At 40.9% G+C, this 13,769-nt stretch carries 11 protein-coding genes; 6 read left to right on the top strand and 5 right to left on the bottom strand.

Annotated elements, in window-relative coordinates; genetic code table 11:
• The first annotated feature begins 82 nt into the window (after positions 1-82).
• The 4 genes from ACHSBP_RS07720 to ACHSBP_RS07705 all read left to right on the top strand — a co-directional run bounded on the left by ACHSBP_RS07720 (position 83) and on the right by ACHSBP_RS07705 (position 7,340).
• On the top strand, positions 83-877 hold the full coding sequence (locus tag ACHSBP_RS07720; RefSeq protein WP_395388480.1) for a substrate-binding periplasmic protein: 795 nt from the start codon (positions 83-85) through the stop codon (positions 875-877).
• Positions 878-1,075: 198 nt separating this feature from the next.
• A complete protein-coding gene (gene acnB / locus ACHSBP_RS07715; protein ID WP_395388481.1) occupies positions 1,076-3,673 on the top strand; it encodes a bifunctional aconitate hydratase 2/2-methylisocitrate dehydratase in 2,598 nt (865 codons plus the stop codon).
• A 195-nt stretch (positions 3,674-3,868) separates the two neighbouring features.
• Positions 3,869-6,616: a metallophosphoesterase gene (locus tag ACHSBP_RS07710; protein WP_395388479.1), complete on the top strand. Its 2,748-nt coding sequence runs from the start codon at positions 3,869-3,871 to the stop codon at positions 6,614-6,616.
• Positions 6,617-6,725: 109 nt separating this feature from the next.
• A complete protein-coding gene (locus ACHSBP_RS07705) occupies positions 6,726-7,340 on the top strand; it encodes a paraquat-inducible protein A (RefSeq protein WP_010561548.1) in 615 nt (204 codons plus the stop codon).
• On the opposite strand, the gene ACHSBP_RS07700 is transcribed toward ACHSBP_RS07705, so the two are convergent.
• Entirely contained in the window at positions 7,337-7,933 is a 597-nt protein-coding gene (locus ACHSBP_RS07700) for an FMN-binding negative transcriptional regulator (RefSeq protein ID WP_010561549.1), read from the bottom strand. The genes ACHSBP_RS07705 and ACHSBP_RS07700 overlap by 4 nt on opposite strands.
• Before the next feature lies 1 nt (position 7,934).
• Positions 7,935-8,516, bottom strand: coding sequence for a GNAT family N-acetyltransferase (locus ACHSBP_RS07695; RefSeq protein ID WP_010561550.1), 582 nt, complete (start codon positions 8,514-8,516; stop codon positions 7,935-7,937).
• A gap of 105 nt (positions 8,517-8,621) precedes the next feature.
• Here ACHSBP_RS07695 and ACHSBP_RS07690 point away from each other — a divergent pair, with 105 nt between their 5' ends.
• Positions 8,622-10,085, top strand: a complete 1,464-nt coding sequence (locus ACHSBP_RS07690; protein WP_010561551.1) for a PLP-dependent aminotransferase family protein — start codon at positions 8,622-8,624, stop codon at positions 10,083-10,085.
• Here ACHSBP_RS07690 and ACHSBP_RS07685 read toward each other — a convergent pair.
• On the bottom strand, positions 10,062-10,457 hold the full coding sequence (locus tag ACHSBP_RS07685; protein WP_010561552.1) for a hypothetical protein: 396 nt from the start codon (positions 10,455-10,457) through the stop codon (positions 10,062-10,064). The genes ACHSBP_RS07690 and ACHSBP_RS07685 overlap by 24 nt on opposite strands.
• Before the next feature lie 71 nt (positions 10,458-10,528).
• Between ACHSBP_RS07685 and ACHSBP_RS07680 the strand changes: the two genes are divergently transcribed.
• Positions 10,529-11,566 (top strand): NAD(P)/FAD-dependent oxidoreductase, encoded by a 1,038-nt coding sequence (locus ACHSBP_RS07680; RefSeq protein WP_010561553.1) that lies wholly within the window; start codon positions 10,529-10,531, stop codon positions 11,564-11,566.
• Here the strand turns inward: ACHSBP_RS07680 and ACHSBP_RS07675 are convergent.
• Both ACHSBP_RS07675 and ACHSBP_RS07670 read right to left on the bottom strand, forming a co-directional pair.
• Entirely contained in the window at positions 11,546-12,295 is a 750-nt protein-coding gene (locus ACHSBP_RS07675; RefSeq protein ID WP_010561554.1) for an AraC family transcriptional regulator, read from the bottom strand. The genes ACHSBP_RS07680 and ACHSBP_RS07675 overlap by 21 nt on opposite strands.
• Positions 12,292-13,647 (bottom strand): MBL fold metallo-hydrolase RNA specificity domain-containing protein, encoded by a 1,356-nt coding sequence (locus tag ACHSBP_RS07670; protein ID WP_395388478.1) that lies wholly within the window; start codon positions 13,645-13,647, stop codon positions 12,292-12,294. The genes ACHSBP_RS07675 and ACHSBP_RS07670 overlap by 4 nt, the downstream gene beginning before the upstream one ends.
• Positions 13,648-13,769: the final 122 nt, after the last annotated feature.

The raw sequence follows: 13,769 nt of genomic DNA, 5'->3' as shown, positions 1-13,769 counted from the left end.
TATTTCCTCTAATCGGCACACTTTTATTTACGCTAGCACTCACCTAGACTAACAGTATTGTCTTCTTTTTATTGAATATGCGATGTGGCGACGTTGGACAGGAGTTAGCTTTTTATTACTAATTGTTGTATTTGTGACTACCCGCGTATGTGCTGTTGAACTTGAAATGGTTGTTACAGAGCACTTTCCTCCTTATCAGGTTAAGTCAGGGGAAAAACTCGATGGCGTTGCTGTCGATATTGTTAAGGCGTTACTGCGCCGAGAGCAAATCTCCACTGAGCATTTAGTATTGCCTTGGTCCCGTGCTTATCATATTGCAACCACAGAAAAAAACGTATTAATTTACTCAATGCGCCGAACGCAAAAACGTGAAAGTAGTTTTGAGTGGATTGGGCCGGTTTTTCCAAATAGCTCAATGCTACAAAGCAAAAGCTCGTTGTTTTTATGGCAATTAAAAGCACGTGAACAAGCAAACGTCACGACTCAGTCAATGCAAAATCTAACCTTAGTCGTCGCAAGAGATGATTACATTATGGATGAAATTGTTGCACGCTATCAGTGGCCTGAAAAAAACGTAATGAAGGTAAGGCATTGGCCTGAAGCAATTAACGCGTTAAAAGAACAGCGTGTAGATGCGATTGTATTACAGAAAAACAATTTAATTGCGCTTAGTAAGCAAATGGCATTTGATTTAAACAATTTTGTGCCTGTTGTTGATTTAGGGCGCACTCCTCAGTTGTATGTTGCTCTTAGTAAAGGATCTGATAAACAGCTAGTTGAGCGTTTACAGCAAAGCTTAGCGAGCTTACATGCTTCTGAAGAATATAACTTAATTGAACAGCAATGGCGTTCATCATTCATAAAAGTTAATTTTTAACTCCCTTCTATTCATGTTACTTATGATAAGCATAAACATGCTGGCCTTGGATCGTAATATAAAGCCCTTATACTAAAGGTGAATAACTAACCAATACCTGACGCTTTTAATTAAAGTGCTACAGTTTATTAGAGTGTTTGAAGTCGTTCAAAGACTCAAGCCATGTTAGGTATTTCACGTCACCAAGGAGGTATTATTGTGCTTCAAGAATATCGTTTACATGTCGAGCAGCGTGCAGCCCAAGGTATTGTGCCAAAACCGTTAGATGCACAGCAAACTACTGAACTTATCGAATTAATTAAAAACCCACCGGCAGGTGAAGATGAATTTATTTTAGATCTACTCGTTAATCGTGTACCGCCAGGTGTTGACGATGCGGCATACGTAAAAGCGGGTTTCTTAGCTGCGGTCGCGAAAGGTGAAGCATCATCGCCATTGATAACAAAAGAATATGCCGCTGAACTACTGGGTACCATGTTAGGTGGTTACAACATTGCCCCGATGATTGAATTACTAGACGACCAAGCGTTAGCGCCTATTGTGGCAAAAGGGTTATCAAAAACATTACTAATGTTTGATGCGTTTTACGATGTAGAGGAAAAGGCAAAAGCGGGTAACAAATATGCGCAACAAGTGATTAAGTCATGGGCAAATGCTGAGTGGTTCACCGACAAGCCCGCTGTTGCCGAAAAAATCTCTGTTACTGTGTTCAAAGTAACAGGCGAGACAAATACTGATGATTTATCTCCAGCGCCAGATGCATGGTCACGTCCAGATATTCCACTACATGCGCTTGCAATGCTTAAAAACGAGCGTGAAGGTATAAAGCCAGAAAAGCCGGGTGAGATTGGTCCTATCTCTCAACTTGAAGAGTTAAAAGCAAAAGGTTTGCCACTTGCGTATGTAGGTGATGTGGTAGGTACGGGGTCTTCTCGTAAATCCGCGACTAACTCAGTGCTTTGGTTTATGGGCGATGACATTCCATTCGTGCCTAACAAACGTGTTGGAGGAGTATGTTTAGGGGGTAAAATTGCCCCTATTTTCTTTAATACCATGGAAGACTCAGGCGCATTACCAATTGAACTGCCCGTTGATGAATTAAATATGGGTGACCAAATCGATATTTACCCATATGAAGGCGTTGTTAAACGTTTTGGTAGCGATGAGGTGATTTCCAACTTTAAGCTTAAATCAGAGGTGATCCTTGACGAAGTGCAAGCTGGCGGCCGTATTCCTTTAATAATTGGCCGTGGTTTAACCGATAAAGCACGAACATCACTTGGTCTTGCTCAAGAAACAATATTTCGTAAACCAGCAGCTGCAGCCGATACTGGCAAAGGCTACACGCTCGCGCAAAAAATGGTGGGAAATGCGTGTGGCGTTAAAGGTGTTCGTCCTGGTCAGTATTGTGAGCCGAAAATGACGACTGTTGGTTCACAAGACACCACAGGCCCAATGACACGTGATGAACTAAGAGACTTAGCATGCTTAGGCTTTTCTGCAGATTTAACCATGCAGTCGTTTTGTCATACTTCTGCCTACCCAAAACCAATTGATGTAAATACGCATCATACATTACCCGATTTCATTATGAATCGAGGAGGGGTATCGCTTCGCCCCGGTGACGGTATTATTCATTCGTGGCTAAACAGAATGCTGTTGCCTGATACCGTGGGAACGGGTGGTGATTCACATACACGTTTTCCTCTGGGTATTTCTTTCCCCGCAGGCTCTGGTGCGGTTGCTTTTGCCGCTGCTACGGGAGTGATGCCGCTCGATATGCCGGAGTCAGTATTAGTAAGGTTTAAAGGTGAAATGCAAGCGGGCATTACGTTACGAGACCTAGTACATGCCATTCCTTACTATGCAATTCAGCAAGGCTTATTAACGGTAGAGAAAAAAGGCAAAGTTAACGAGTTTTCAGGGCGAATTTTGGAAATTGAAGGGCTGGAGTATTTAACCGTTGAGCAGGCATTTGAACTGTCAGATGCATCAGCAGAGCGATCTGCGGCGGGCTGTACCGTGAAGCTTTCACAGCAATCAATCGAAGAATACTTAAACTCGAACATTGTTATGCTTAAGTGGATGATCACAGAAGGCTATGGTGATGTGCGTACTATTGAGCGCCGAATCACCAAAATGCAAGAATGGTTAGAAAATCCAGAACTTATGTCGGCGGATGCGGACGCAGAGTACGCCCACATCATTGAGATTGATTTAGCAGAAATTAACGAGCCCATTTTATGTGCGCCAAACGATCCAGATGATGCGCGCCTGCTATCAGAGGTACAAGGCGAAGAAATCAATGAAGTGTTTATTGGCTCGTGTATGACAAACATCGGCCATTTCCGTGCTGCGGGCAAGTTACTTGATAACTTTAAAGGCCAATTACCAACGCGAATGTGGATTGCACCACCAACCAAAATGGACCGAGATCAGCTTACCGACGAAGGCTACTATGGTATTTATGGTCGTGTAGGGGCGCGCATTGAAACGCCAGGGTGCTCGTTGTGTATGGGTAACCAAGCGCGAGTTGCAGACCAATCTACCGTGGTGTCTACTTCTACCCGTAACTTTCCTAACCGCTTAGGTACGGGAGCAAATGTATTTTTAGCATCTGCCGAACTTGCTGCAGTAGCTGCAATTATAGGTAAATTACCTACGCCAGCTGAGTACCAAGAATACGCGACAATGATAAATGCAACAGCTGCGGATACATACCGTTACTTAAATTTTCATAGAATGCCGCACTATACTAAAAAAGCTGAGCAAGTGATTATTCAGCAAGCGGTGTAACGATTCAGCTGTGTAATTGAATGTGATGGTTATAAAAGCCGATGTTATTTAGCATCGGCTTTTGCATTTTAAGATAATTTAATTCTTTAAATCTGGGAATTTATTATTAGCTATGATGTAATATTTTCAATAATTGTTGTTAAATTAACCATTTGTTAATTTTCATAAATGCGAATTTAAACGCGAGGCAAGGAAGTGTATTTCAGAGTATTGCTATATGTGTTCAGCACATTGCTGTTGTTGGGTTGTGTAGGTGAAGGCGAAACCAGCAAATCAGTTAGTGAAGATGCGGCACAAACACCGGTACCCGTAGGTAGTGAAGGGGGAGTTATACGCTTTGATGGCACAGGCACTTTAGACCTAGAAGTTGGCGCTGTTGCCGATGGCTTGACACTGTCAGTTGATGTAGCGCAATCGCAAGCCTTTCCCGATGCGCAAAATTCGCTTTCGAAAGTGTATTCGATAACACCAATTGAAACCGCATTATTTGATAAAGCGGATCTGACGATACCATTACCAAGTGATTATCAAGCGGATCAGCAATATGTACTGGCTAGACTTGTTAACAATACATGGGTACCTAATTTTAATTCGCGCATAGAAGGTAATTTTATTAGCGCTGAAATTTATCACTTAGGTATATACGGCATTCGTAAATTACCGAATGTTTCTACCTTTAAATCCATTGGCCCAGCCTGTGATATGGCTGCGGTACAACAAACGATTCGTTTTGTGCATGTTGCTGACTTGCATTCTCGCTTCGGCTATAAAGAGCGCTTATACAGCCGTTTGAAATCATTGCACTTAACTTCACTTGAAGAAAACCCTTACACTGTTTTTACCAACGGGGGCGATGATTATGAAAAAGGCAATGTGGCCGAGCAAGTATCTATGGGGCGCGCCTCATCACTGGCGACACAAGCTATGGAGTTTGATGTGCGTGTGGTGGGAAACCACGATTATGCTTGGGGTGAAGACGAGTTATTAGCTTACGCACAAGATGAAACTGCATTGGTACTCGCGTCAAATACGCAATATGTTGGTGAAAAAGCACAAGGCTTTCCTACACACAAATTTGGCATTATTGATGTTGGTTGTGTCAAAGTTGGCTTCTTGGGTATGACCTCAGGTCCATGGAATGAGCTTGATAAAGAATACAAAGAACGCCCACTACCAGACTTTATTGATAACTTTGTTATGGATTATGAGTTTACCGAAGTCGCAGAAGGCTTAGTGCGCTTTTATGGTGAGCAAGTTGATTATCTTGTAATGGTGAGCCATTTAGGTTGGGCGGATGATCGCATTGCGCAAAATGTACCTGAGATTAATTTAATTCTTGGTGGTCATAGCCATGATAAGCCGCAAATCCATAGGTATAACGACAATCAATCGATTGTGATTGAACCCGATATTTACGGCATGGGCGCAACCGTGATTGATATCGAATTTAATTTATTTGATAAAACGTCACGTCCGGTGCGCTTTGAAAATGATGAAATTCAAATTGATACTTTAGATATCAATACATTTCATGAACCGCTTGATAACAAAATAGCAGAAATTGTTAAAACTTATTTAGAAGACCCAGACTATAAAGTGGCGATTTCTGAAAATTACCCCGACCGCAATGATATTGAAAAAGTGCTAGCCGATGCGCTGATGTTTACTCACAAAGTAGATGCTGTTTTGTTGGGGGCTTATGACTTGGCAGACCCGTTTAGCTTGTATCCTTGGCAAGCTGGTGGTGTAACCCAGCAAGAATTGCATGATGCGTTTCCGGTAGAGCGTCAGCCATCGAATACGCTAGGTTTTAATGCTGTTTACTCGGTTGAAGTGTCAGGTGCGGATTTAGAGTCTATGGTGGGTCAACAGCCCCAGTGGCAATACTTTGGTGAGCAGCAATTTAATCCAGATAGTAGCTACACAGTAGCACTTTATAAAGGTGCTGCATTAAATCCATCCTTGTTTTTTAATGATGTGAACTTTGAAAATCCCACTGCATTAAATGACAGTTGGCGAGTGATTGAAGAATATGGCCGTTATCGCACTAGCCAGTGCTTGCACTTAGACACAGATACACAATTAAATGCCTGTAAAGAAGATGAATTTATAACTCTTTGGCAGTTTGATAATAGCGAAGACCCATTTTTAGCGGACTATGGTCCATCTACTATGAAGTTGTTTAACCCTGATCGTAAAAGTTATAGCGATGAGGTGATTTTTGAAAAAATTTCGCAGCTTGAAGAATCAATCCCGAGTCTCTCAGGTTTTGATGCAACCGTTATGAAATTCCCACGCTTTAAAATAAATGAAGGCTTAAAAGTACGCCATAACGTCGATGCCAACGGTGATTTTTCTGAGCAAGGGTTGGTGTCTGATTATTCACTGGTAATGGATATATTGTGGCCAAGTGAAAGTGTGGCGAAATACCGTCCGTTATTACAAACATCTCTCAATTATGAAAGCGAAATCGAAGACGAAAAAAAGGCAGAAATCCGCTTTGAATCAATAGAAGGAGAGCGCACAACTGGCGGCGTTGGCTTTGATGGTTTTTGTGGTGAAATGCTCCCTGACACTTGGTACAGAATTGCACTGGTATTTTATAGTGCCCCATTTGATGGCACCTTTAAGGTTTACATTAATGGCGAATTAGCCTGCGAAAAAACAGGGCGTAATATTACCGAACGCTTTGCGTTAGGTGAACAGTTCTTATTACTAACCGATGGCACATGGGCAGCCCAGCCAGGGTATTTAAATGCAGCGTTGTTTGCTGGCCGCAGCTTAAGTGAAAAAGAAATTAAAATGATGGGTGGGCCATCAGCAAAAATGACGTTCTCGCAAGAAAAAGCCACAACCAGTGAAACCATTTTGCGCCATCAACAAAGTGCACCGGGGCGACCGTATAACCCATGGCTTGAACAGCGCAATAAGTTTTTCAAATGAGTTAGTTGCGTTATAAGTTGCTTCGATTTATAACGCTTTTTAACAAATCAAATTAGCCGCACAATGTGTGTTGCGTTAAAGTCGGGAAAATTAATTTTTAAGAAGCATTATGAAAACAAAAATTAGCGCTGTTATTTTATTACTCGTGAGCATTGCCTTGTTGATCCCAGGGGTAACTCAGCCCGTGTTAACACTGCAAGGGAATATTGATAAAGCCAAAATTGTGGATGTGGGTATTACCATGCTTGCCGAAGAAGGTGATGGCAATACGCGCGGCATGCTTCGTATGTTTTCGGGTATGCTTGGCCTTGATAAGTTAGAAGGTGAAGTGGAAGCCTATCGCAAAACCCGCAGTATTGTTGGCACCATTGAAGAACTTGCCAATAACCAAAACCATGTGGTGGCAGTATTAGTTGGGTTATTTGCGGTGATCATTCCATTTTTAAAACTACTGATGCAGCTACTCAGTGTGTTATTGCCCGCTAAAATTAAGCTCACTCGTTTGCTTAATACCGCTGCTTCTAAGCTTAGTAAGTGGAGTATGACCGACGTATTTGTGATTGCACTTATTGTTTCTTATTTGGCTGGCAATGCCGATGGGCAAATGGGCGATATGTTAAAAATGAAAGCCGAGCTAGGCATCGGCTTTTGGTTTTTTACTGCGTATTGTATTGTGGCAATTGCCTCTTCTCAGTTTGTAGAGCACATTCATAAAGCCCGCTAATATATCAATTCGGCTGAGTCTTTATCGCCACGAGCATAAAGGCTCTGTTTTATCTCTTCTCGTGTTTCGCTTGCCTTATCTTGACTTAGTTTGAAGTTACCAAGTATTTCAGTAATCTCTATTTTAAACACCATTATGTACTTTAATGATTGCGATATTTCATGCTCATCTACTTGAGAAAGTTGCCACTGCGTTGCTAGTTTATCTTCAAATTGTGTAACAGAATAAGCCATTATCTCGCGCTTTTGTGAGGGCTTTGTAATAGGTTGTGCCATGCCTTTTACCTCTAACTTTGCGTAATGCCATGTAGGTAAATAGACCTTTTCGGCATCATTGGGTGAAACATAACAGTCTGCACCATTAAATAGGCATTTTATGTTTAAAGGCTGCTTGGCAAGTAGCTTGGCAAGCGGGTTATTTGCTGCCATATGCCCCAATAAATGCTGCTTATTTTCATCAAGCACTAATGGAATATGGCAAAGCTCAATATCGCCTTGCGCGTTTTGATAAATCAAACTTGCTAGCGGAGACTTCTCAATGTGCGTTAACAGTCGAGCGAAGTCATTTTCAATATATTGGCGTTGTGGATACATATTATAACTTTGCCTCTAACTGTTGTTTTACATTTGGCCAGATAGTGTGGGTTACACTAAATACTGCGCTATTACGATAGCTACCGTCAATCAGCTTTCTATCTTGCCATGCAATGCCTTCAAATTGCGCGCCTAGTCGGGCAATGGCATTTCGTGATTTTTGGTTATTTTCATGGGTGCGAAGCTCTACTCGGGCTGCGCCAAGTTGTTCAAATGCGTAACTTAACAGTAAGTATTTTGCATGTGTATTGATATGGCAACGTTGAAATTCAGGGGTAATAAACGTGTGGCCAATTTCAAGTTTATCGTGATTAAAATCAAGGGCAAATAAGCGTGTGCTGCCCACCAGTTGATTACTTTTTTTATCAATAATCACTAACGGCAACTGCTTATCAGCATGGTACTGTGCTGTTTCATTAAACCAATGCTCAAGCGTATCTTTGTCTTTGCAGTAATTGCTAAGTACATATTGCCAAATCTTCGGGTTTTTCCCTGCTTGTAATAAATCATCTAAATGGTGGTGTTGCAGCTTTTGTAAAATGACTTTGTTAGTTTCAAATTGTGTTTGTGTTAATTGTTGCATGGTAGCCTCATTCCAAATTTTTCATGCTTTATGAGGTGTATTAAAAAAGAAATCTGGTATAACGTTAACAACCAGTTTTTAATATTTATATAGACCAGAAATTAAATGCGCTTACTGACCATTTCATTTAATCCACATGAAAAGAAATACCTCGCCATTGCTGCGAGTATTCGAGAGGCCATTTTATCGGGTCAGTTAAAACCACAAGACCGATTGCCGGCAAGCAGAGATTTAGCAAATCAGCTCAATGTGAATCGTCATACTATTATGGCGGCTTGCGATGAGTTAGTGGCGCAGGGGTATTTAGAAAGTTTACCGCGGATTGGTTATCAAGTGGTTTCGGTCTTACCGGTAGAAGGCTGTATACCAAACGAATTGACCGAAACTCAGCAATTTAATTTGGCTCACTTATTTAAATCGCCAAAAACGAGTCTTTCTAACGCTGATTTAAATGTGCGCTTTAATTTTGCTGGTGGATTACCAGATATAACGCAATTTTCAATGAAGGTATTTAAAAGCCATTTAAATACTGCGTTAAAACAGTTAGACCTGGGCAGCTTGCATTATCAGGGCACGCTCGGGAATGAAACATTACGTGAACAAATAAAAAAATACTTAGTAAGAGCCCGCGGTCTTTCATCTGGCGAAATATTAATAACCAATGGATCGCAAGAAGCATTGTTTATTGTCGCGCAAGCGGTGTTACAGGGCGGTGACAATGTGGCGGTTGAGAAACTGAGTTATCCGCCTGCATGTGCTGCGCTCAGCTCAAATGGTGCAAACTTGATTACCATTGAACAAGATGAGTTTGGTATAAAGCCTGACAGCTTAAAGCGCGTATTAGCGCATACTAAAATAAAGCTTTTGTATTTAACGCCGCTACACCAGTACCCAACAACAGTGACCTTATCGCCACAACGTCGCAGCCAAATATACCAATTAGCTCAGCAGCATGATTTTTTAATTTTAGAAGATGATTATGATCATGAGTTTCATTATCGCTGTTCACCGTTAGTACCAATGGCGGCAAATGACCCTGACGGTCGAGTCATTTATATCTCAACTTTTTCAAAAATTATGTTTGCAGGCGCGCGACTAGGTTATGTTTCGGCTCACCCTCAAGTTATTGAGTATTTGGCTAATAGTAAAAAAATCATCAACCACAAAACCGAATGTGTGTTACAGCAAGCAGTAGCTAATTGGATGAGCGAAGGGGACTTTGAAAGACATCTTCGCAAAATGACACAATTGTATTTAGCGCGCAGAGATCACCTTGTGGTGTTGCTAGAAGATTACAAACAAGCGGGTTACCCGATCACTTTTGCTGTTCCCGATGGCGGCATGGCTATTTGGCTTGGCTGTAAGCGTGATTTAACAGGTTTTACTGAGTTGGCACAGGCGCATGGAATATATATTCAATGTCAGCATGACTTTAACCCACAAGTAACCAATTGTGACGAGCAAGGTTTTCAGTATCTGCGTTTAGGGTTTGCCAGTATGCAAGAGCAAACCCGTTTAGAGGCGGTTAATGCGTTATTGGCGTTATTATTCCCCGCTTTGCGTACTTAGCCAATTGAGCGCTTGCGCTTTATTGTTGAAACACTGATGTGTTAGTCCTGCTGTAGGGTAAACATAGTCACACACTTGTTGTGTCATCGACCTTGTTACACAATGTTCAAGATTTACTGCGACAGCTTTGGCATTGGAGGCTTTTAAAAACTCAATGTGTGCATTTTGTGCGTCTGGCGTTGGCAGTGCCTCGCCATGAATGTTAAGTAATACATCAAAATCAGTAATTTGCTGGTTACGCACCATATCAATTAATTGCTCATGTAAATGCATAAAAAACTCAGCATTCCATGGCCCGGTTGTGTTTATTTCTAGCGTTTTTCCTTGCCAATTAAGGCTGACATCGCCATGCATTTTAAATTTTTCAAACATATAGCGTTTAAATTCAATTTTTAGTTTTGCTGTACCTTTATTCTAGCTGAGAGTTTTCAGTTGGAGTAGTTATGAAACAAGCTATTATTGTTGGTGCAGGTCATGCTGGTTTAGCAACCGCCTATTTATTGAGGCAAAAGGGCTATCACAAAGTGGTTATTTTAGAAGCATCAAATGCTGTAGGCAGTGCGTGGCGAAATCGTTATGAAGGGTTAACTTTGTTTACTTCTCGGCGCTATAGTCAGTTGCCAGGGTTGAATATTTCTGGCAACGCAAGCGAGTACCCGTCAAAACAGGAATTTGTTGAATATCTTGAACAATATGCTGCTGCATTGTCATTAGATATTAGATTTGGCCGTAAAGTAGTTGATGTGCGAAATGACACCGATGGCTTCACAGTAAACTGCAGTAATGGTGAAACCTACCACAGCAAAATGCTGTTTGTATGTACTGGTGCATTTCAAATTCCTCATAAGCATCAGCTGGATAGTAACTCTTTTTATCACGGTAAAGTGTTTACGCCAGAATCTATTGGTGATCGACACTTAACATGTGAAAACGAAAACTGGTTAGTGATTGGTGATGGTGCCAGTGGCCGGCAACTGGCAAAAATGTTGGTTAAAAAGAATCAAGTCTTTTTATCTATGGGTAAGGCGCGTTCATTTTTGCCACAACGTTTATTGGGTAAGGATATTTTCTTTTGGCTAGATAAGCTTGGCCTGATTCGTTTGGAAAAGCAGCATTGGTTAGCGAAAAAAATGCGAAAGAAAGACCCGTTTCCTGCAACTGGTAGTCGTAATCATCAGTTAGCTAAGGCTGGAATAACACTTTGTAAGCGCTTTAATTTGAATAAGTTAAATAGCGAAAAGCCAATAACACTTAAAGGGCAAGTGATAGATAAGGTGATAATTGCCACAGGCTATAACAATGATTTTTATTGGCTTGAAAGCTGTTTAGCACAGCAAGCTAGCAATAAAGATTTTTTTGATAAAGTATCCGACATATCGGGATTATATATCCTGTCTCAACCTTGGCTGAGCTCGCGTGGTTCGGGCTTGATTATGGGCATAGAGCACGATTTTAAATTATTAGATTTGCTCGAATGTTAGCGTTCCTTTTAATTGCTTTGGCTGTATGCCAAATAACTTTTTACATTCGCGGCTTAAATGTGCGGCATCACTAAACCCTACTTGATGGGCTGCTTTTGTTAAATCAAAGCCATTTGCGAGTAATGGTATTAAGTGTTTGAATCGTAAGTAACGTTGGTAACTTTTAAATGGCATGCCAATTTGCTCACTAAATAAATGTGATAACCGACTTTGCGATAAATTAACTATTTTTGCTAATTGTGAAAGATTTAGCTGGGCGCTGTCACACTGTTGTAAGTGATTAAGTATTTTTGCAATACGCGGATCCGTGGGGGGCTTTGCTTGGGCATGGTGGCATAAAATACTATTTAAAAATTCAGTCAGCGCATAATCAAAGCTGCCTGTTTTATCTATAAAATATTGCCAAAGGTATTGCGATTTTGCCTGTTCAAAGCAGGTGTAAACATTGTTTTCATTTTTTTGGCAGTTAATAAGGTGCGTTAGTTTTTTGCCGAGTACACTAAAGTTATCAATCAATATGGTGATCACCGGTTGATCACTTTTTAAAGTATGGTTTACTTTACTTGCAATTATTAAACAGGTTGTGGAAAGCGTTTTTTGGTCAACAGTAATACTGGCTTGTGGCGACAATAAGTTAATTTGAATAAATTGATGGCTATGTTCATTTGCCATCAATTTATCATTAAATGCGATATAAATACCTTGGTAGGCTAAAAATTGGGTTTTCAAAGTGCCACTTGTTCCAAATACTCAGCCACTTTGGCGTCGATGCCAAGCTGCTCCTTAATGTGGCAGCGCATTGCGTCACATGCACTGACTTCACCATGGTTAATATAAATTTGCTTTGGTAATGCTTCGCCTTGCTGCAACCAATTTAGAATATCTTGATAATCACCATGGGCCGAAAGTGAATCTAGGTTTAGAACGTTTGCTTTTACATCAATATATTCGCCATGAATTTTTATTCTTTCGGCGCCATTAATAAGCGCTTCACCGCGTGTGCCTGCTGCTTGAAAGCCTAAAAATGCGACTGTGTGTTTATCATCTGGCAATAAACTTTTTAAGTGATGTAATACCCGTCCACCGCTAGCCATGCCGCTTGCTGATACAATAATACAGGGTAGATTGCGGCTATTGAGCATTTCCGACTCTTCTTGCGTTTTAACAAACTCTGTCATGTCATCAATGGCTTGGCATTGTTCTTTTGTTAGTTTGTGGTGCTTGTGGGCTTTTTCATAAAGATCGGTGACCTTTATTGCCATCGGGCTATTGAGATAAACCGGTACATTCGGAATTCGCTGCTCTCTTTTTAGCTCAGCGATTAAATGTAAAATTAACTGTGCGCGGCCAACGGCAAAAGAGGGCATAAGAAATATACCGCCACGCTTAAACGTATCATTTATGGCACCGGCGAGAATTTGCTTGGTGTCGGTTGCAGTATGACGTCTGTCACCATACGTTGCCTCTACAACTAGTAAGTCACAGGGTGAAATCGGCTCTGGCGAGTACATAATTGGGTCGTCTTGCCTACCAACATCTCCGCTGAAAACTAACGTTTTACTGTTTGCGTTTAATTCAATACTTGAAGAGCCGAGAATGTGCCCATTTGGTTTTAAGTTAATTGTTATATTTGGCAAAATTTCGACATTGTGTTGAAAATCGAGCGGCACAAAAAGGGATAGCGACTTTTTAGCATCACTTAATGTATACAGTGGTTCAGCTGGAGAGTGCTTAGAGAAGCGCTTTTTATTTGCATATTTTGCGTCTTCTTCTTGTAAAAAGCCTGCGTCAGGCAGTAATACTTCACACAGTTTAAGTGTTTCGTGAGAGCAAAAAATAGGGCCTCTAAATCCTTGCTTGTATAAAAGCGGAATATAACCCGAATGGTCGATATGCGCGTGGGTTAATAAAACGGCATCTAACTTAGTTACATCAAACGGAAGAGCTTGCCAGTTGCGAGTACGATAGTTTTTTATGCCTTGGTAAAGGCCGCAATCAATTAAGATCTTTAGGTTATCTACTTCCAGTAGGTGTTTTGAACCTGTAACTGTACTTGCTGCCCCGATAAATGTTAATTTCATGGCAAGCTCCATATTTAGTGTAATTAGCTCTATTTTAGTCAATCTTACTAATAATGAATTGTTAGCAAGATACGAAATTAAGCTAACACACTGAAAGTTATATTAATATATATTTGGCACAG

The sequence above is a fragment of the Pseudoalteromonas sp. XMcav1-K genome (genome assembly GCF_044005875.1).
GTDB lineage: Bacteria > Pseudomonadota > Gammaproteobacteria > Enterobacterales > Alteromonadaceae > Pseudoalteromonas > Pseudoalteromonas spongiae.
Note: the sequence above shows the minus strand (reverse complement) of the source record. Positions and strands in the feature narration are given on the sequence as shown.